Annotated in this window: 2 protein-coding genes; both read right to left on the bottom strand. The window is 75.9% G+C overall.

Annotated features, from left to right (window positions below; translation table 11 throughout):
• Nucleotides 1–5: 5 nt before the first annotated feature.
• Nucleotides 6–6,623, bottom strand: a complete 6,618-nt coding sequence (locus tag ACGF3A_RS02920) for an SDR family NAD(P)-dependent oxidoreductase (protein WP_393725106.1) — start codon at nt 6,621–6,623, stop codon at nt 6–8.
• An 11-nt stretch (nt 6,624–6,634) separates the two neighbouring features.
• The gene (locus tag ACGF3A_RS02915) at nt 6,635–22,051 is read right to left on the bottom strand and encodes an SDR family NAD(P)-dependent oxidoreductase (protein ID WP_393725104.1); all 15,417 of its coding nucleotides are present in this window, start codon (nt 22,049–22,051) and stop codon (nt 6,635–6,637) included.
• Nucleotides 22,052–22,112 lie beyond the last annotated feature (61 nt).

Here is a 22,112-nt window from a genome sequence, read left to right as displayed (position 1 = left end):
ACGGCTCACGCCGTGGCGTCGGGTGCCTCGCCGTCGATGAGGGCGAACAGCTCGTCGTCGGTGGCCGCTTCGAGCGTGATGTCCTCCGCCTCACGGAGCGGCGCCCCGGCGCCCGGGCCCGGGCCCGGCTCCGGGTGGGCATCGTCCCAACGGCTCAGCAGTTCACGCAGGCGCCTGGTGACACGGTCCCGCAGCTCCTCCTCGGGCTCGGCACGCAGCAGGGACCTCTCCAGACTCTCGATCTCGTCGAGCACCGGCGCCGTCCGGGGCGCGGCGCCGGACGTGAGCCGCGTGAGCAGATGGGCGGCGAGTCCGGCCGGAGTGGGGTGGTCGAAGACCAGCGTCGCCGGGAACCGGCAGCCGGTCGCGGCGGCCAGCCTGTTGCGCAGATCGACGGCGGTGAGCGAGTCGAAGCCGAAGTCGCGGAACGGGCTGTCCGCGTCCAGGGCCTCCGCGTCGCCGCCGCCCAGCGCGATCGCGGCGTGCGACCGGACGAGCTGGAGCAGGAACTGCCGCTGCTCGGCCTCGTTCTGCGACGCCAGCTGCCGGGCCAGCCCCTCGGCGGGGTCGGCCGTCGCGGCCCGGGGGCGGGGCGCGGCGTGGACGAGTCCGTGCCAGAGCGCCGGGAGCGCGCCCTCCCGGGCGAGGGCCCGCAGCCGCCCCGCGCGGACGGCGGACGCCAGCAGGACGGGTTCGGCGGAGCCCCGCGCGGCGTCGAGGAGACTCAGCGCCTGCCCCGTGGACAGCGGCGCGAAGTAGCCGCCGATCCGCGCCCGGTTGGCGCTGGTGATGTCGGCGGTCAGCTCGCTGGTCTCCGCCCACAGGCCCCACGCGATGGACGTCGCGGGCAGCCCCCGCGCCCTCCGGTGGGCGGCGAGCGCGTCGAGGAAGACGTTCGCGGCGGCGTAGTTGCCCTGCCCCGGGGCCCCGGTCAGTCCGGCGCCGGAGGAGAACAGGACGAACTCGGCGAGGTCCGCTTCCGCGGTCAGCTCGTGCAGGTGCAGCGCCGCGTCGGCCTTCGGCCGCAGCACCGTGTCGATCATGTCCGGGGTGAGCGAGGACAGGATCCCGTCGTCGAGGGCCCCGGCGGCGTGCACCACCGAGGTCAGCGGACGGTCGGCGGGGACCGTCGCCAGCACCCGGGCGAGCGCGGCCCGGTCGGCGACGTCGCAGGCCACCAGCTCAGCGCGGGCGCCCAGCTCCCGCAGCTCGTCCTGGAGCGCCCGCGCCCCCGGCGCCTCGGGGCCGCGGCGGCTCACCAGCATGAGGTGCCGGGCCCCGCGCCGGGCGAGATGGCGTGCGACGCGGCCGCCCAGGGTTCCGGTGCCGCCGGTGACGAGCACCGTGCCCTCGGGGTCCGGCGCGGCGGGCAGCGTCAGCACGTTCTTGCCGACGTGCCGGGCCTGGCTCATGTACCGGAACGCGGGAACGGCCCGGCGGACGTCCCAGGTGGTCACCGGCGGCAGCTCCAGCTCCCCGGCCCGGAACAGGCCCAGGACCTCCGCCAGCATCTCCTGGACCCGGTCCTCCCCCGCCTCGCGCAGGTCGAAGGCCCGGTAGCGCACCCCGGGGTGGTCGCCGGACACCTCCTCGGCGGCGCGGATGTCCGTCTTGCCCATCTCGATGAAGCGCCCGCCCGGCCGCAGCAGCCGCAGCGACGCGTCGACGAAGTCCCCGGACAGCGAGTTGAGCACCACGTCGAAGCCCTGTCCGCCGACCGCCTCGCCGAACTTCCGCTCGAAGTCCAGGGTCCGGCTCGACGCGAGGTGCGCGTCGTCCACGCCGAGGGCCCGCAGCACCGGCCACTTGCTCTCGCTGGCCGTCGCGAACACCCGGGCGCCGCGGTGCCTGGCCAGCTGGACCGCGGCCATGCCGACCCCGCCGGCGCCCGCGTGGACGAGCACGGATTCCCCGGCGCGCAGCCCCGCCAGGTCGAAGAGGCCCCAGTACGCGGTGAGCAGGGACACCGGCACCGCGGCGGCCTCCTCGAACGACCACTCCTCGGGGACCTTCGCGAGCAGCCGGTGATCGGTCACGGCCACCGGTCCGAACCCGTGCGTCCAGAACCCCAGGACCCGGTCCCCGGGCGCCAGGTCCCGCACGTCGTCACCGACGGCGGTGACCACTCCGGCCCCCTCGCTGCCCAGGTCCTTCTCACCCGGGACCATCCCCAGCGCGGTGACCACGTCGCGGAAGTTGAGCCCGGCCGCGCGCACGGCCACCCGTACCTCGCCCGGCCCGGGCGGGCCCTCCGGCAGCGGGAGTTCCGTCACCGTCAGGCCCTCCAGGGTCCCGGCGCCGGTGGCCTCCAGGCACCAGGCGGTGCCCGGGCCCGGCAGCGTCAGGCTCTCGCCGTCCCCGGCCCTGGCCAGGCGTGGCGCGAGCGACTCGTCCGACCGGAGCGCGAGTTGGGGTTCGTCCCCGGCCGCCAGCGCCGCCCAGGTCTTCCCCGAACCGGCGTCCTCGGGACAGGTGCCGTCGTCGACCAGGAGGAACCGGTCCGGGTGCTCGGTCTGTGCCGTGCGCACCAGCCCCCACACGGCACTGGCCGCCAGGTCCGCGGGGCCCTCACCGGCGCCCGTAGCCACGGCGCCCCGGGTCCTGACGACCAGGCGGCCCGCGCCGAATCCGTCGTCCGCCAGCCACGTCTGCACCACCTCCAGCGCCGCCGCGGTGACCGCCCGGGTCCGGGCTGCCAGTCCGTCACCGCCCTCGCCGCCGTACCCGTTCCCGAGTCCGGGGACGCTCCACACCACCAGGTCCGGCGCGGGGGCTCCCTCCGCCAGCGCCGCGCGCAGCCCGTCCAGGCCGGGGTACGCGTCGACGGCCGCGCCGGACTCGGCGAACGGGGCCGTGTCCCCCTCGCCGTCCGCACCGAGCACCGCCCAGCGCTGCCCGGCAGCCACCGGGCCGGTCCCGGGTGCGGAGACCGGGGTCCAGGTGAGGCGGAACAGCGCGTCACGCGCCGCGTCCGCGGCCGTCGCGCCGCGCTGCCCGGCCGACACGGGCCGTACGACGAGGGTGCCCACCGAGATCACCGGGCGCCCGTCGGGGTCGGCGGCCGAGAGCGCGACCCGGTCCGGGCCGAGGCGCCGCACCCTGACCCGCAGATCGGTGGCGCCGGGCGCCAGCAGGGCCACGTCGCCGAAGAGGAACGGCAGCCGGATTCCCTGGTCCTGCTCCGCCGCCGGGTCCCCGTCCTGGACGGGGATACCGGCCGCCTGCGCCGCCGCGTCGAGCAGCGCGGGGTGGACGCCGAAGCGTCCGGCGTCGCCACGCTGCTGGGAGGAGAGGCCGACCTCGGCGTAGATGTCGTCGCCCCGCCGCCACGCGGCACGTATCCCGCGGAACGCCGAGCCGAAGGCGTATCCGCGCTCGGCGTATCCCGCGTAGAGGCTCTCGGTGGGCAGCGGCTCGGCGCCGGGCGGCGGCCAGAGCACGAGGTCGCCGAGGTCCTCCGGCTCGGAGGCCCCCGTCAGTTCGCCGACGGCGTGCGTCGTCCACCCGCCGTCGAGGGACGCCTCCTCCGGCCGTGAGTGAACGCTCACCGGGCGCTTCCCCCACCCGTCCGGGGCCCCGGCGACCACCTGGACCTGGACCGCTCCCGTCGGCGGCACCACCAGGGGTGCCTCCAGGGTCAGTTCCTCGATCCCCTGGCACCCGGCCTCCTGCGCGGCGCGCAGCGCGAACTCGACGAACGCCGTGCCGGGAAGCAGCGCCTCGCCGTCGACCTGGTGGTCGGCGAGCCACCGGTGGGTCTGCAGCGACAGGCGGCCGGTCAGTACGACCGCCTCGCTGTCGGCGACGTCCACCGCGGCGCCGAGCAGGGGGTGTTCACCTGCCCGCAGCCCCGCCTTGCCGAGCGCGTCGCCCGTGGGCGCCGTGGGGTCCTGCCAGTAGTGCCGCCGCTGGAAGGCGTACGTCGGCAGGGTGACGTGGCCGTTCCCGCCGTGGCCGTTCCCGCCGGGCCCGGTCACGCTGCTCCAGTCGACCGGCACCCCGCCGACGTAGGCCTGTGCGAGCGAGCCGAGGAAGTCGTCGAGGCCGCCGCGGTCGCGGTGCAGCGTGCCGAGCACGACGGCGGAGGCCCCCGCGTCGGCGACCGTCTCCTCCACTCCCATGGTCAGCACGGGGTGCGGGCTGGCCTCCACGAACAGCTCGTAGCCCCGGTCGAGCAGCAGCCGGGTCGTCTCGTCGAAGCGCACCGGCTGCCGGAGGTTGCGGTACCAGTAGTCGGCGTCGAGCCCGGCGGTGTCCAACTGCCCGCCGGTGACCGTCGAGTAGAAGGGGATGTCGGCGGAGCGGGGCGTGAGGCCGCGCAGGCGCGTGAGGATGTCGTCCCGGATCCGCTCGACGTGCGGCGAGTGCGAGGCGTAGTCGACCGGGAGGCGCCGTATGCGGGTCCCGGACTCCTCGCAGGAGTCGACCAGTTCGGCGATCGCGTCGCTGTCGCCCGACACCACGACCGACCCGGGACCGTTCACGACGGCGACGGCCAGCCTGCCGTCCCAGCGCGACAGCCGCTCCTCGGCCTCGTCGCGCGACAGGCCCAGGGACGCCATCGCGCCCTGCCCCGACAGCGCGCCCAGGGCGCTGCTGCGCAGCGCCACCACCCGGGCGGCGTCCTCCAGGGACAGGGCTCCCGCCACGCAGGCGGCGGCGATCTCGCCCTGGGAGTGCCCGACCACAGCGGCGGGCACGAGGCCCGCGTGCCGCCACATGTCGGCCAGCGCGACCATGACCGCGAACAGCACCGGCTGGACGACGTCCACCCGCTCCAGGCCTGGCGCGCCGGGCCCGCCGCTGAGCACCTCGCGCACCGACCAGCCGGTGAGCGGGGCCAGCGCCTCGTCGCAGGCGGCGAGCCGGTCGCGGAAGACCGGGGAGGTCTCCAGCAGTCCCAGTGCCATGCCCTCCCACTGGGTGCCCTGCCCGGGGAAGACGAGCACCGCCTCCGCGGAACGGACACGGGCCGTGCCCTGGACCACCCCCGCGGCGGGGCGTTCTGCCGCCAGGTCCCGCAGGCCGCCGATCAGTTCGGCCCTGTCGCCGCCGAGGACGACGGCGCGGTGGGACAGCGCCGAGCGCCGGACCAGCGCGCCCGCGACCTCGCGCGGCTCCAGTTCGGGCCGTTCCTCCAGGTGAGCGGCCAGCCGCTCGGCCTGTCCGCGCAGCCCCGGCTCGCCCCTTCCCGACAGCACCCACGCCACGGCCGTGGGCGCGGCGTCCGGCTCCGCGCCGTCGGAAGGTTCCTCCACCGGTGCCTGTTCGAGGACGAGGTGGGCGTTCGTACCGCTGATGCCGAAGGAGGAGACGGCGGCGCGGCGTGGGTGGCCGTTCTCCGGCCAGGACGTGGCCTCCCGCGCCAGCCGTACGGCGCCGGAGGACCAGTCCACGTGCGGGCTGGGCTCGTCCACGTGCAGCGTCTGCGGCACCACCCCGTGCCGCATCGCCAGCACCAGCTTCATCACACTCGCGGCTCCGGCGGCGGCCTGCGTATGGCCGATGTTCGACTTCACCGACCCCAGCAGCAACGGCCGCTCCTGGGGCCGCCCCTGCCCGTACGTCTCCAACAACGCCTGCGCCTCGATCGGATCGCCCAACGACGTCCCCGTACCGTGCGCCTCGACCACATCCACCTCACCCGCACCCACACCGGCCCGCGCCAACGCCGCCTGGATCACCCGCCGCTGCGACGGACCATTCGGCGCCGTCAGACCGCTGGAGGCGCCGTCCTGGTTCGTGGCCGACCCTCGTACGACCGCGAGGACCCGGTGTCCCCGGCGGCGTGCCTCCGACAGCGTCTCGACGAGCAGCAGCCCGACGCCCTCGGCGAAGCCGAAGCCGTCCGCGGTGGACGCGAACGCCTTGGACCGCCCGTCGGGCGCCAGCGCGCCCATCCGGCTGAACTCGGTGAACACCTTCGGGGTCGACATCGCGGCCACGCCGCCCGTCACGGCCATCGTGATCTCGCCGGACCGCAGCGCCTGGCACGCCTGGTGCAGCGCCACCAGCGACGACGAGCACGCCGTGTCGACGGTCACGGCCGGGCCCTCCAGCCCGAACACGTACGCGAGGCGGCCCGACACCACGCTCGGCGTGGTGCCCGTGACGACGTACCCCTCGACGCCCTGCGGGTAGTCCGAGGGGCCCGCGCCGACGAAGACTCCGGTGCGGCTTCCCTTCAGGCCGCCCGCGTCGATGCCCGCGTCCTCGAACAGCTCCCAGCACGTCTCCAACAGCAACCGCTGCCGCGGATCCATCGCCAACGCCTCACGCGGGGAGATCCCGAAGAACCCGGCATCGAAATCCGCCACGTTCTCCAGAAACCCGCCCTCACGCACGTACGACGTCCCCGAACGCTCAGGATCCGGATCGAACAGCCCCTCCAGGTCCCACCCCCGGTCCTCCGGAAAACCACCCACCGCGTCACGGCCCTCCACCAACAGCCGCCACAAACCCTCCGGAGACACCACACCCCCCGGATAACGGCACGCCATGCCGACGATCGCCACCGGCTCGGCGGTCCTCGCCTCCAGCGCGTCGTTGCGTACGCGCAGCCGCCGGATCTCCTTCACCGACTCCCGCAGCGCTTCGGTGATCTCCTCGGTCGATGCGGCCATTGGGCTGCCCCTCACTCCTCGATGCTGTGCACGGCGCGGATGAGTTCGTCCACATCCATGGCTTCAACCGCGGTGATCTCGTCGTCCTCGGCGGTGTCGCGGAGACCGTCGTCGCCGGGCCCGGCCGCTTCCGGCTCCTCGTCCTCCTCGTCGTCCGGGCCGACCTGCTCGTGCAGCCGGTGGGCGAGCGCCGCGGGAGTCGGGCAGTCGAAGATCAGCGTCGCGGGCAGCCGCAGTCCGGTCGCCGCGGCGAGCCTGTTGCGCAGTTCGACGGCCGTCAGCGAGTCGTAACCCATCTCCAGGAAGCCGCGGTCCGCGTCCACGGCGGACACCGAGCCGTGGCCCAGCACCGCGGCGGCGTGCTTCCTGACGAAGTTCACGAGCGTCTGGCGCCGTTCGGCGGGCGCCATCCCCGCGAGCTGCCCGGCGAGCCCTCCGGACGTACGGTCCTCCTCCTGGGCCGGTGCGGTCCGCCCGCCGCGCGGCACCAGGCGGCGCAGCACGGCGGGGAGCGTCCCCTGCTCCGCCCGGACCCGCAGCGCGTCGCGGTCGATCCGCGCGGCCACGGCCAGCGGATGGCCGGACCCGGCTCCCTCGTCCAGCAGCGCCAGGGCCTCGGGGACGGACATGGCCTCGGCACCGGACCGGGCGAGCCGTCCGCGGCCGCCCTCGTCCAGCTGGCCCGTCATTCCGCTGTCGGGCGCCCACAGGCCCCAGGCCAGCGACGTACCGGCCCGTCCCCGTGCGCGCCGGGACGCGGCGAGCGCGTCGAGGAAGACGTTGGCCGCCGCGTAGTTGGCCTGCCCGGCGTTGCCGAGGACCCCGGCCGCCGACGAGAACATCACGAACATGCCCAGGTCGAGGCCGCCGGTGAGCGCGTCGAGGTGCGCGGCGGCGTCGATCTTGGGCCGCAGCACGCCCGCCAGCCGCTCACCGGTGAGCGAGGTGAACACCACGTCGTCCAGCACGCCCGCGGTGTGGACCACCGCGGTGAGCGGATGGTCCTCCGGCACCCCGGCGAGCAGCTCCGCCACGGCCGCGCGGTCGGCGACGTCGCACGCCGCGAACCGCACCTCGGCGCCCAACTCGGTGAGCTCCGCCTCCAGTTCCGCCGCGCCCGGCGCCGCGGAGCCCTGGCGGCTGGCCAGCAGGATGCGGCTCATGCCCCACGGTCCGGCCAGGTGTTTGGCCACCAGGGCGCCGAGCGTCCCGGTGCCGCCGGTGATCAGCACCGTGCCCTCGGGGTCGGGAACGTGCGGGATCGTGAGGACGAGCTTGCCGATGTGCTGGGCCCGGGCCATGAAGCGGAACGCCTCCGGCGCCTGCCGGACGTCCCAGCCGCGGGTGGGCAGCCGCGTCAGGGAGCCGTCGCCCAGCAGCCGCAGGACCTCGGCCAGCATCGCCCGCATCCGCTCCGGCTCCGTGTCCCGCACCAGGTCCAGCTGCCGGTACGTCACGCCGGGGTGGGCCTCGGCGATGTCCTCCGGGTCGCGGGGGTCGCTCTTGCCCAGCTCGATGAAGTGGCCGCCCTTGGGCAGCAGCCGCAGCGAGGCGTCGATCAGCTCGCCCGTCAGGGAGTTGACGACCACGTCGACCCCCGCGCCGTCGGTCGCGGCGAGCATCCGCTCGGCGAAACCGGAGTCCCGGGACGAGGCGATGTGGGCGTCGTCGAAGCCCGTACGCCGCAGCTCGTCGTGCTTGCCCGGACTGGCCGTCGCGAAGACCTCGGCCCCCAGATGGCGGGCGATCTGGACCGCCGCCATGCCGACGCCGCCGGTCGCCGCGTGCACCAGGACCCGCTGTCCCGCGCGCAGGCCGACGGTCTCGGCCAGGGCGAAGTAGGCGGTCAGGAAGACGGAGGGGACCGAGGCCGCCTCCTCGAAGGTCCAGCCCTCGGGCACCGGGGCGAGCCAGCGGTGGTCGGTGACCGCCTCCGTCGCGAACGCGCCCGGCACCATGCCCATCACCGGGTCGCCGGGCTTCAGCCCGGTCACGCCGGGGCCGGTCGCCTGGACGACGCCCGCGCCCTCGCCGCCGATGAACTCGCCGCCGCCGGGGGACATCCCCAGCGCCACCATGACGTCGCGGAAACTGACCCCGGCCGCCCGCATCCGCACCCGCACCTGGCCGGAGCCCAGCGGCTCGCCGGTCTCGGGGCACGGGACGAGGGACAGGGCGTCGAGGACGCCGGAGCTGTCCGGATCCAGTCGCCACCGGCCGCCGAGCGGCGGCGTCAGGCCGGACGGCGGCGCCGCCGCGGCCAGTCGGGGGATCAGCGCGACGCCGCGCCGGACCGCGAGCTGCTCCTCGTCCCCGGCCAGCGCCCGCGCCAGCGCGGGCACCCCGTCCCGCGCGTCCAGGTCGGCGAGGACGATCCTGCCCGGGTTCTCGGTCTGTGCCGAGCGAAGCAGTCCCCACACCGGCGCGGCGGCGAGGTCGCGCACCTGCTCGGGCCCGCCCGCCGCGACCGCGCCGCGGGTCACCACGACCAGCCGGGCGTCGGCCGTACGGTCGTCGGCCAGCCACTCCTGGACGTCGCGCAGCACCCTCTCGGTCAGGCCGAGGGCCGAACCGGGCAGCAGCCCGTCGTCCCCCGCCGCGCACGGCAGCACGACGAGGCGGGGGCAGGGCGCGCCCCCGTCCAGCGCGGCGCGGAGAGCGGCCAGGTCCGGGTGGGACGCGGTGCCGGAGCCGGTGCCGGTTCCAGCACCGGACCCAGTGCCGGTCCCGGAGGCGTGCAGTCCGTCGTCCAGTCCGAGCGTGTCCTCGCCGAGGAGCGCCCAGTCGTCGGTGACGTGGCCCCCGGGCTCCGCCAGCGGCACCCACTCCACGTGGAACAGGGACCGGTCGGCCGACTCCGTGGCGGGGGCGAGCTGTTCGACGGGGACGGGCCGCGAGACGAGGCGCTCGACCGTCAGGACCGGGGCGCCGGTCTCGTCCGCCGCGGTGATCGTCACCGTGTCCTGGCCGGTCGGCGCGACACGGACCCGCAGGGCCCGGGCGCCGGGCGCGAACAGTGACACGCCGGTCAGGCTGAACGGCAGCCGCACCGTCCTGCCGGGTCCTTCGCCCCGCTCGCCGGCGGGCATGGCCAGCAGCATCGTCTGGAGGGCCGCGTCGAGCAGGGCTGGGTGCACGCCGTAGCGGCCCGCCTCCTCGGCCACCTGGTCGGGCAGCACCACCTCCGCGTACGTCGCGCCGTCCTGCTGCCATGCCCGGCGCAGCCCGCGGAACGACGGCCCGTACACATAGCCCGCGTCCGCCTCGGCCGCCGCGTAGAAGGCGTCCGGGTCCAGCGGCACCGGCTCGGCGCCGGGCGGGGGCCAGGCGGCCGTCGGCGCGGGCGCCGGTGCGGTGTCGGCGGCCAGGGTCGCCGAGGCGTGCCGGGTCCAGCCGCCCGCCTCGCCGTTCTCCGCCTCGGCCCTGCTGTGGACGGTCAGCCGCCGGTGCCCGGAACCGTCGGGCGGGCCGACGACGAGCTGGAGGCTCACGGGGCTGTCGCCGGTCAGGAACAGCGGTGCCTCCATGGTCAGTTCCTCGACCCGGGGGCAGCGGGCCTCGCTCCCCGCGCGCAGGGCCAGCTCGGTGAAGCCCGTCCCGGGGAAGAGGCACCCCCCGTTGACGGCGTGCTCGGCCAGCCAGGGCCGGGTACGGGTGGAGAGCCGGCCGGTGATCACCAGGCCGCCGCCGTCCGCGAGTTCCACGGCGGCGCCGAGCAGCGGGTGGTCCGCCGCCGTCACCCCGAGCGCCGCCGGGTCCAGGGCGGCGGGGCGCTGGCCCTTCCAGTAGCGCTCCCGGTCGAAGGCGTAGCGCGGCAGCTCCGTCCGTGTGCCGCCGGGGACCAGCTTGTCCCAGTCCAGGTCCACGCCGCTGACCCACGCCTCGGCGAGCGAGGCGGTGAACCGGGCCATGCCGCCGTCGTCGCGGCGCAGCGAGCCGACGGTCACCGGCTCGGCGCCGTCGGCCGCCGCGGCGGTGCCCAGGACGGCGGCGCCCAGCACGGTGTGCGGGCTCGTCTCGACGAACGTGGTGAAGCCGTTGTCGAGCAGCGCCCGAGTGGCGCGCTCGAACAGCACGGGCTCGCGCAGGTTCCGGTACCAGTACTCGGCGTCGAGCCGCGTGGTGTCGGCCGGTTCGCCGGTCACCGCGGAGTAGAACGGGATGCGGGCCCGCTGCGGGGTGATCCCGTCCAGGTCCGCGAGGAGGCCGCCGCGCAGCGGCTCGACCTGCGGCGAGTGGGACGCGTAGTCGACCTCGATGCGCCGGATGCGGATCTCGCGCCGTTCGCACGCGGCGGTCAGCTCGTCGAGCGCCCCGGTGTCCCCGGCCACGACGAGCTGCGCCGGGCTGTTGACGGTCGCGATCGACAGCCGTCCCTCCCAGGGGGCGAGCAGCTCCGCCGCCCGCTCGGCGTCCGCGTGCAGCGAGGCCATGCCCGCGGAGCCGGTCAGCCCCGCCAGCGCCACCGCCCGTACGGCCACCACGCGGGCTGCGTCGTCCAGGGACAGGGCACCGGCCACGCAGGCGGCGGCGATCTCGCCCTGGGAGTGCCCGACGACGGCGGCGGGGTTCACCCCGTAGTGCTGCCACAGCCGGGCCAGCGAGACCATCACCGCGAACAGCGCGGGCTGCACCACGTCGACCCGTTCCATGCCGGGTGCCGCGTCCGGGTGGCGGAGCACCTCGGTCAGGGACCAGTCGGTGTACGGGGCGAGCGCCCGCTCGCACTCGGCGATGTACCCGGCGAACTCCGGTGAGGAGTCGAGCAGTTCCGCGGCCATCCCGGACCACTGGGTGCCCTGCCCGGGGAAGACGAAGACGATCCGGGGCTTCCGCTGCGCGGTGCCCTGGACCAGCCCGGGCCCCGGCTCGCCCTCGGCGAGGCGGGCGAGCAGGGCGGAGTGGTCGTCCCGCCCGGCCCCCAGCACCACCGCGCGCTGCGGCAGTGCGGTGCGCGTGGCGGCCAGGCTCCAGCCGATGTCCCGGGAGCGTACGTCCGGCTCGTCGTCGAGCAGTTGACGCAGCCGGGCGGCCTGCCCCCGCAGCGAGGCGGGGGTGGCGGCGGAGACGGGCCACGGGATGGTGGCCTCTTCCCCTTCCCCGCTGTCGTCGCCGTCGGCGGCGGGGTCCGCGACGGGATCGGCACCGGCGGCGGGTTCGGCCGCCGCTTCAGGTTCCACCGCCGGTGCCTGTTCAAGGACGAAATGAGCGTTGGTGCCGCTCATTCCGAACGCGGAGACGCCCGCGCGGCGGGGGTGCTCGTTCTCCGGCCAGGGCACGGCCTCCCGCGCGAGCCGCACCGCCCCCGACGACCAGTCCACGTGCGGGCTGGGCTCGTCCACGTGCAGCGTCTGCGGCACCACCCCGTGCCGCATCGCCAGCACCAGCTTCATCAGACCCGCGGCTCCGGCGGCGGCCTGCGTATGGCCGATGTTCGACTTCACCGACCCCAGCAGCAACGGCCGCTCCTGGGGCCGCCCCTGACCGTACGTCTCCAACAGCGCCTGCGCCTCGATCGGATCGCCCAACGACGTCCCCGTACCGTGCGCCTCGACCACATCCACCTCACCCGCACCCACACCAGCCCGCGCCAACGCCGCCTGGATCACCCGCCGCTGCGACGGACCATTCGGCGCCGTCAGACCGTTCGAGGCGCCGTCCTGGTTGATCGCGGAGCCGCGGATCACCGCCAGCACCTCGTGGCCGTTCCGGCGTGCCTCGGAGAGGCGCTCCACGAGCAGCAGCCCGACGCCCTCCGCGAGGCTCATGCCGTCGGCGGCGGCGGCGAACGCCTTGCACCGGGCGTCCGGCGCCAGCGCGCCGAGCCTGCTGAACTCGGTGAACTCCTTGGGGCTCGACATCGCCGCGGCGCCACCGGCCACGGCCATCGTGATCTCGCCCGAGCGCAGCGCCTGGCACGCCTGGTGGAGCGCCACCAGCGACGAGGCGCACGCGGCGTCCAGCGTGACGGCGGGGCCCTCCAGCCCGAACACGTACGACAGGCGGCCGGACATCACGCTGCCGGTGCTGCCGGTCGCCGCGTATCCCTCGGCCCACTCCGGTACCTGCGGTGCCCCGGTCGCGTAGTCCGTGGGGTTGGCTCCGATCCAGACTCCGGTGCGGCTGCCCTTCAGGCTGCCCGCGTCGATGCCCGCGTCCTCGAACAGCTCCCAGCACGTCTCCAACAGCAACCGCTGCCGCGGATCCATCGCCAACGCCTCACGCGGAGAGATCCCGAAGAACCCGGCATCGAACTCCGCCACGTTCTCCAGAAACCCGCCCTCACGCACGTACGACGTCCCCGAACGGTCAGGATCCGAGTCGAACAGCTCCGCCAGGTCCCACCCCCGGTCCTCCGGAAAACCGCCCACCGCGTCGCGGCCCTCCGCCAGCAGCCGCCACAGCCCCTCCGGAGACACCACGCCCCCGGGATAACGGCACGCCATGCCGACGATCGCCACCGGCTCGGCGTCGTCGGCCGGGAGGTCCAGGGGCACGTCGGCCGGGGCGTCCAGTTCGCCGACGGCCAGTTCGAGCAGGTGCTCGGCGACGGCCGTGGCGGTGGGGAAGTCGAACGCCAGGGACGTGGGCAGCGTGAGTCCCGTGACGGCGTTCAGCCGGGTGCGGAACTCGACCGCGGTCACGGAGTCGGAGCCCATGTCCGTGAAGGGACGCTCGGGGTCCACGTCGGCGGCGCGCTCGTACCCCAGGACGGCCGCGGCCTCGGTGCGGACCAGGTCGAGCACGGCCCATTCGCGCTCGGACTCGGCCACGCCGGACAGCAGCCTGCCGAGCGCCGTCTCGCCGCCCGCGCCCTGCCCCGGCGTCCCGGAGGCCGCCTGCGCCTCCGGGATCCCGTCCAGGAGGGGCCGGGCGCGTGCCGCCGCGAAGAGCGAGGCGAACCGGTCCCACTCCACGTCGGCGACGACCACCGACGTCTCGTCCCGGTCGATCACCTGCCGCAGGGCCAGCAGCGCCTGGTCCGGGTCCAGCAGCGGCAGCCCCTGCCGCTCCGACTGGCCCGCGAGCATCTCCAGCAGCTCCGGGTCGTCGTCCGGCTCGCCGAACGGGTTCCAGACGCCCCAGGCCACGGAGGTGCCCGCCAGCCCCCGGGCACGCCGTCGGACGGCCAGTGCCTCCAGGTGCGCGTCGGCGGCGGCGAAGACGCCGTGGTCGGCCGCGCCCCAGACACCGGCGACGGACGAGTACAGCACGAAGGAGTCCACAGTCTCCGCGGAGTCCGCCCCCAGCAGCTCGTCCAGCACCTCGGCGCCCGTCACCTTGGCGTGCAGCGCGTGGGCGAGCTGGGCGGGCGTGGTCTCGCACAGCGGGGCGCGCTCCGGGCCCACAGCCGTGTGGACGACGGTGCGCACCGGATGCCCGGCGGACCGTGCCTGGCGCAGCACCTCCGCCATCGCCGCCCGGTCGGCCACGTCGCAGGCGGCCAGCGTCACCGAGGCGCCGGACCGTACGAGTTCCGCCTCCAGCTCGGCGGCGCCCGGCGCGTCCGGGCCCCGGCGGCCGACCAGGACGACGTGCTCCGCGCCGGACGCGGCCAGCGACCGTGCCAGGCGACGGCCGAGCCGTCCCGTACCGCCGGTGATCAGCACGCTGCCGCCGGGTGGCCCGTTCCGCACCGCGGGCCGGTCGGCGGCCGGATCGCGCACCAGCCGCCGTACGTGCAGGCCGCTGTCGCGCACGGCGGTCTGGTCCTCCGCGCCCAGGGCTCCGCCCAGCACGGCGCACAGCAGTCCGGCCGTCTCCTCGCCCGGTGTGCCGGGCAGATCGACCAAACCGCCCCAGCGCTGCGGGAATTCGAGGCCCGCGACCCGGCCCATGCCCCAGACCTGTGCCTGCGCGGGCGAGACCGGGCCGTCGTCCCCGCCGTCCACGCCGTCCACGCCGACGGCGCCGGTGGTCGCGAGCCACACGGGGACGTCGGCGCCGACGTCGTCCAGCGCCTGTACGAGCGCCAGCGTGGCGCTCGTTCCCGTGGGGACGTCCGGGAACTCCGGGTGCGGGCGCTCGTCCATCGCCAGCGTCGACAGCACTCCCGCCGCGTCCGCCGCGGCCTCGTTCCCCAGCAGCGCGGCGAGGTGCGCCCGGCCGCCGTCCGCGGGGCCGAACGTGAGCAGCCGTGCCTCGGCGCCGCGTTCCGTGAGGGCCCGGCAGGCGCGCGCGGCCCAGTCCTGCCCCGGCCCCTCGGCGGGGGCCAGGACCAGCCAGCGTCCGTCCGGCGAGAACTCACCGGCATCGACGGGGCCGTCGGCGGGCCGCCACTCCACGCGGTAGCGCCAGGCGTCGAGTTCGTGCCCGGCGAGGTCCGGGACCGGGGCCGGTGCCGGTTCGGTGTCCGGGGTGCCGCAGACCGACGGCCAGTCCACGTCCGCGCCCTTGGTCCAGGCATCGGCGAGGGAGGTCAGGAAGCGCCCGGTGCCGCCGTCGTTCCTGCGCAGCGTGCCGAGCGCGCGGGCGGCGCCGCCCGTCCGTTCGACGGTCTCCTCGATCGCCGGGGTGAGCACCGGGTGCGGGCTCGCCTCGATGAACAGGTCGTGCCCGGCGGCGAGCAGCGCACCGACCGACTGGTCGAAGCGCACGCTCTGCCGGAGGTTCCGGTACCAGTACTCCGGGCCCAGTTCGGCGGTGTCCAGCAGGCCGCCGGTGGTCGAGGAGTAGAACGGGACGTTCCCCTGCCGGGGCCTGATCCCCGCGAGGACGTGGCCGAGGCGCTCGCGGATCCGCTCCACGTGCGGCGAGTGCGAGGCGTAGTCCACGTCGACGCGCTTGAACCGGACGCCGGACTCCCGGCAGACGCCCTCCAGTTCGTCGAGGGCACCGGTGTCACCGGCCACCACCACGCTCTCCGGGCCGTTGACCGCGGCGAGCGACAGGTGTCCGGAGAGGCGGCGCAGCATCCCGTCGACCGCCTCGGCGCCGAGCGACACCGAGGCCATGCCGCCCTGGCCCGACAGGCGCGTCAGCTCGGCGCTGCGCAGCGCCACGACCCGGGCCGCGTCCCGCAGGGACAGCGCGCCGGCGGTGTACGCGGCCGCGATCTCGCCCTGCGAGTGCCCGACGACGGCGGCGGGCACGACGCCGTACGCGCGCCACAGGTCGGCGAGCGAGACCAGCACGGCGAAGAGCGTGGGCTGGACGACGTCGACCCGGTCGAGCGAAGCGGCGCCCGGCTCGCCCGCGATCACCGGGCCGAGCGGCCAGTCGGTGAACTCGGCCAGCGCCTCCTCGCACGCGCGCAGCCGCTCGGCGAAGACCGGTTCGGCGTCCCGCAGTTCCGCGGCCATCCGCGGCCACTGCGCGCCCTGCCCCGGGAACACCAGGGCGGTCCTCGCGGCGTCGCCGACGATTCCCTGGATCAGCTGGGCCGCCGTACGGCCCGCCGCCAGCGCGGACAGCCCGTCGCCGAAGCCGCCGGTGTCCGACGCCAGGACGACGGCGCGGTGCGCGGCGGAGCGGGGCAGCGCCGCCAGGGAGGAGCCCACGCCGAGGGGGCCGGACTCCGGGCTGTGCGCGGTGAAGTCCGCCAGGGCCGCGGCGCGTGCGCGCAGCCCGGTGGCGCTGGAGGCGCTCAGCACCCAGGGGGCGGGCGGCACCTCGCCGGGGAGCTCGGGCGCCTCGCGGTACCAGAAGCGGCGCCGCTGCCACGGGTAGGCGGGCAGGCGGACGGGGCGGCGCGGCACCGTGACCGGGGCGGGCACGGCTCCGGTCACGAAGAGCTCGGCCGCCGTGGCCGACAGCCGGGCCACCGGGTCGCCGGTGCCCGCCTCCACCCCGAAGCGGGGGGCGAGTCCGGCGGGCAGGTCGCGCGGCAGGACGTCGAGGAGCGCGTCCACGCCCGTCGCGGCGAGATCGTCGGCGAAGCCCTCCCACCGGTCGGCGGGCACGCCGCTGTGCACACCGCCGTGCGCCCGCCGCAGCAGGTCGTCGGGAGACGTGGCGACGCCACCGTCGCCCTCGCCGTCGCCCTCGCCATCTCCGTCGTACAGCGGTGTCTCGGGCAGGCGGCCGGGCCGGAGGGTGACGCCGGACGGGTGCCCCGCGGCGAGGCGCAGCGCGTCCTCCAGGTCCAGCCGTCCCGCCGCCCAGGCGGCGCCGAGGTGTCCCGCGCCCGCCCCGGCCACCGCTTCCGGCGCCAGCCCGACGGCGGCCCACAGCCGGGTCGCCGCGACGTGGTGGCAGAGCAGGTACGCCGTCGGGAGGTGGTCCGAGGGCTCGCCGAACGGATCGACACGCTCGCCCGTCAGCGCCGTGAGGCGCTCGGCGCAGGAGCGCAGCGCGGCGGCGTACTCCGGCAGTTCCGCCAGCCGCTCGCGCAGGTCGGGGGCGGGCGGTTCGGCTCCGTACCAGAACCCGACGGTGCGCTCCGCGTCCTCGGCCACCTGTCCCGTACGCGCGTTAGGTGTGCCGCTGCCCCGCGCCGCCGTCTCCAGGGCCGTCGCGAGCGCGGCGGCGTCCCGGCCGGTGACGGCCAGCCGGTGGCTCAGCCAGGCGCGGCGGTAGTTGGCGGTGTGGACGATGTCGTCCAGTTCGGCCGGGGCCTCGCGCAGCCGTGCGGCGAGGCGGGCCGCCGCCTGGCGCAGCGCCGGTTCCGCCGCCGCGGTGACCATCAGCACGTACGGCGCCTCGCGGGGCGGCAGCGGCGCCGGCCCGGGGAGCTCCGGGGGCTGCTCGACGATCACATGGGCGTTGCTGCCGCTGAATCCGAACGAGCTGACGCCCGCCCGCCGGGGGCCGTCGCCCCGCGGCCACGGCTGCCGCTCGGTCACCACGGAGACCGGGAGCCCGTCCCAGTCGATGTGCGACGAGGGCCGGTCGAGCGGGTGCGGCGGCAGTTCCCCGTGGTGGACCGAGAGGATCGCCTTGAGCAGCCCGGTGGCCCCGGCGGCGGCCTCCAGGTGCCCGATGTTGGCCTTGGCGGCGCCGATCAGCAGCTCCTCGCCCGGCGCGCGGCCGGTGCCGAGGGCCTCCGCGAGCGCGCGGACCTCGATCGGGTCGCCGAGGGGCGTTCCGGTGCCGTGGGCCTCGACGTAGTCGATGTCGCGGGGGGCCAGGCCCGCCGCCTCGACGGCCTGCTCGATGACGGCGACCTGCGCGGACGCGTTGGGGACCGTCATGCCGCCGCTGGCGCCGTCCTGGTTGACCGCGGTGCCGCGGATCACCCCGTAGACGCGGTCACCGTCCCGCCGTGCCGCGCCGAGCGGCTTGAGGATGAGCGCCGTCGCGCCCTCTCCCCTGCCGTAGCCGTCGGCCGCGTCGTCGAAGGGCTTGCACCGGCCGTCGGGGGCCAGGGCACCGGCCCCCGACATGGACACCGAGACGGTGGGGGCGAGGATCACGTTGGCCCCGCCCACGACGGCGACCTCGCAGTCCCCCTGCCGGAGCCCCTGGCAGGCGAGGTGGACGGCGGACAGGGACGAGGAGCACGCCGTGTCGACGGCGATGCTGGGGCCGCTCAGTCCGAGGAAGTACGAGAGCCGTCCCACGGCGGCGGCGAACGTCGTGCCGGTCCCGTAGAAGTGGTTGACGTCGGCCACGTCGTGGGCGAGGAGCTGCTGGTAGTCGGCGGTGTTGAGGCCGAAGTAGACCCCGGCGGGACGGCCGTGGAGCGCGGGAGCGGGCTGACCGGCGTCCTCCAGCGCCTCCCAGGCCAGCTCCAGGAGCAGCCGGTGCTGCGGGTCGAGCGCCTTCGCCTCGCGCGGCGAGACCCGGAAGAACTCCGCGTCGAACCGCTCCACTTCGTCGAGGTAGCCGCCGCGGGTGGGTACCCCGTCCTCGACCTCCGCCCAGACCGGGTCGGCGCGGCGCGCGGCGGGCAGCTCGCGGACCGCGTCGCGTCCCTCGGTGAGCAGGGTCCAGAACTGCTCGGGCGAGTTCGCGCCGGGCAGGCGGCACGCCATGCCGATCACCGCGATGCCCTCGTCCGACGGCGGGCCGTCGTCCGCGGGGCCTCCCGGCGGCGCGGCGGGCGACGCCGCCGGGTCCTGGTCCTGGCCCTGGTCCTGTCCGCCGGTCTCCGGTGCGGCCTCGGCCAGGTACGCGCCGAGCGCCTCGACCGTCGGGTTCTCGAAGACGACCGTCGTGGGCAGCTCAAGGCCGAACTCGGCGGCGAGGCGGTCCCGCAGCTCGACGGCGGTGAGCGAGTCGAGGCCCTGCTCGAACAGCCCGCGCCGCCGGGCGGGCGGCCGGTCGCCGGAGAGGCCGAGCACCGCCGCGACATGCTCCTCGACCCGCCGCAGCGGACCGCGCGCGGGGCGCCGCCGTACGGGCGCGGCCCCGCTCTCGGCCCTGCCCTCGGCCCCGGCGGCCCCGGCGGGGGCGGGTACGTCCGGCGCGGTCCGAGCAGGGGCTGCCCCGTGACGTGCGTCGCGGACCGCAGGTGCGTCGTGGTCGCGCGCGCAGTTCCCCGCGCCCCTGGCGGGGCGCTCCGCGCCCGGGAAGCTGCCCCGAAGGGGCGCTTCAGGGGCGCGGGGAACTGCGCGACAAGCCACGACGCACCCGCAGCCCGCCTCGGCACCGCAAGGGGCAGCCCCTGCTCGGACCGCGCCGGACGTACCCGCCGGGCCGGTGACAGCTGCCGGTTCCGGCCCGGTGGACGGTTCCGGCCCGGTGGACGGTTCCGGCCCGGTGGACGTGGCGTCGTCCGCCGGAAGCGCGATCATCTCGCCGATCAGCGCGCCGTCGTCGTCCAGCAGGCTGAGGCGGACCCGCGCCGGAACCCTGGCCCCGGTGCCGCCCTGTTCGCCGGGCTCGACGCCCGGGAGCCAGTGGCTGTCGCCGCCCCACGACGGCACCGGGAGCGTCCGGTACCGGCCCGGCGTTCCGGTGACCGCCGTCCAGTCCACCTCCACGCCGTCGACGTGCAGTTGGGCGAGCGTCCTGTGCAGGGCGAGCGGTCCGGGTTCGCCCTGGCGCAGGGTGGCCGTCACCGGTCCCCGGCACCCGCGGTCCCGGACGGCGTCCGTGAGCGGGCGCACCAGGGTGGGGTGCGGGCCGATCTCGACGAACGGCCGGTCTCCCTCGGCGAGAAGCCGGTCGACCGCGGGCCACAGGAGGACGGGGTCGGTGAGGTTGCGTTCCCAGTAGGCGGCGTCGAGCGGGGCGTCCACGTCGTCCGCCGTCACGCTGGAGAGCATCCGGGCCGAGGGCGCGACGGCCGTGAGACCGGCCAGCGCCTCCCGCAGCAGTGGGCCGCACCCGGCGACCACCGGGCTGTGGAACCCGTATCCGCCGGACAGCCGTTTGCACCGCAGGCCGTGCTCCCCGAGCGTCTCCGCCGCCGCGTCCACGGCGTCCCCGGGGCCGCTGAGCACCACCGTGCGGGGCCCGTTGACCGCCGCGACCACCACGGGCAGGCCCGTGTCCGCGAGCGCCGCCCCGACGGTGTCCCGGTCCGCGCGGACGGCCAGCATGCCGCCCTGCCCGTCGGTCTCCTGGAGGATCCGGCCCCGGTGGACGGCCAGCCGCACGGCGTCCGCACGGCTGAGCACGCCCGCCGCGTGCGCGGCGGCGATCTCCCCGACGCTGTGTCCGAGCACGGCTGCGGGCCGTACGCCGGAGGCCGCCAGCCAGTCCGTCACCGCCATCTGCACGGCCAGCAGCGCTGGTTGGGCGATGTCCGTACGGTCCAGTCCGCTGTCCCCGTCACGGCGCAGCTCGTCGAGGAGCGACCACGGCGCGTCCCGCCGGATCAGCGCCTCGCAGGCGTCGAGCGTCTCCCTGACCACGGGCGAGGTGTCGTACAGGTCCACGGCCATGCCCGCCCACTGCGCGCCCTGGCCCGAGTAGACGAAGACGGGCTCGGGGGATTCCGAGGGGTCGGCGGCGCCGATGTACGCGCCTTCCGGGGCCTCTTCGGCCTCGTCGAGCGTCTCCGCCAGCTCCTCAGGGCCGGAGACGACGGCGGCGAACCGGTGCTGTTCGTGGGTCCGCCGGGTGGCGGCGGACGCGAGGAGGTCGCCGAGCCCGTCGGGTGCGTCGGCCACCCGCTGTCCCATCCCGGCGATCTGCTCGACCAGGCCCGCCCGGTGCGGCGCCGAGGCGAGCAGCACGTACGGGCCGCTCGGGGGACCGGCTACGGACTCGGCGGGCTCCGGCTCGACGCCCTCGGCGATCACATGGACGTTGGTGCCGCTGAGCCCGGACGCGCTGACGCCGACGCGGACGGGCCGGTCCTGGTCCCCGAGGACGGCCGCGCCGAGCGGCACCGCCATCGTGCCCCGCTCCCAGGGGACGGCCGAGGTGAGCCGCCCGGGGTCGGGCTGGGCCGGCACCTGCCGCGCGTTGACGGCCCAGAGTCCCTTCAGCAGGCCCGCGACCCCGGCGGCGGCGTCGGTGTGCCCGAACACCGCCTTGTTGGAGCCCACGTAGAGCGGCGGACGGTCCGGGTCCCGGTGCCTCGCGTAGACCTCCTCCAGGGCCCGGAGCTCGACCTGGTCGCCGAGCGGGGTCCCGGTGCCGTGCGCCTCCACGTAGTCGAGGCCCGAGGGGCCGATCCCGGCGGTGTCGAGCGCGGAGCGCAGCAGCTCCGCCTGGGCGACGCCGTTGGGCGCCGTGATGCCGAGGCTGCGGCCGTCGTGGTTGGCGACCGAGGCGCGGACGACCCCGTACACCCGGTCGCGGTCGGCGACGGCGTCGGAGAGCCGCTTGAGGACGAGGACGCCGCATCCGTCGCCGCGCAGGATGCCGTCGGCGTCGGCCGCGAACGGACGGCAGCGCCCGGTCGGCGAGATCGCGCCGATGCTGTCCATGTAGACGCTCAGCTCGGGCGTGATCATCAGGCTGACGCCCCCGGCCAGCGCGATGTCGCTCTCGCCCGAGCGCAGGCTCTGGCTCGCCAGGTGGACGGCGAACAGCGAGGAGGAACAGGCGGCGGTGAGGGAGGCCATGGGGCCGTGCAGATCGAAGAGGTAGGCCAGCCGTCCGGCCCCGAAGCTGAACTCGTTCCCGCTGGCGTAGTGCGGGCCGATGCCCGGGATGCCCAGCGTCTTGCTGTGCAGCATCCAGTAGTCGTGGGAGAACATCCCGAAGAACCCGCCCGTGCGCGTGCCGTGCCAGGCGTGCGCGGGCCGCCCCGAGTCGCTCATGGCCTCCCAGGCCACCTCCAGCAGCAGCCGCTGCTGGGGGTCCATCGCGCGCGCCTCGCGGGGCGAGATCCCGAAGTAGGCGGCGTCGAACCGGTCGATCTCCTCCAGGAATCCGCCGACGTGACCGGCGGTGGACGTCGCGGAGCCGTCCGCGGCGGCGGTCCCGCCGCCCCAGCGCTCGGCGGGGACGTCCCGGAAGACGGGGCTCGCGGAGCTGAGCACCCTGCCGAAGGAATCGAGGTCGCGGGCGCCACCGGGAAACCGGCAGCCGACGCCGACGACGGCGATCGGTTCGGCGTACGGACTCTCCAGCGGTCGTTCTGCCATGGAAGGAATTCCTTGCCCTAGGGTGATCTTCCGCATTTCGGCACGGGGACTTGTTCGACAC

It is taken from the genome of Streptomyces sp. NPDC048172, from assembly GCF_043202595.1.
GTDB lineage: Bacteria > Actinomycetota > Actinomycetes > Streptomycetales > Streptomycetaceae > Streptomyces.
The sequence above is the reverse complement of the archived record's forward strand: the minus strand, read 5'-3'. Positions and strand labels throughout refer to the sequence as shown.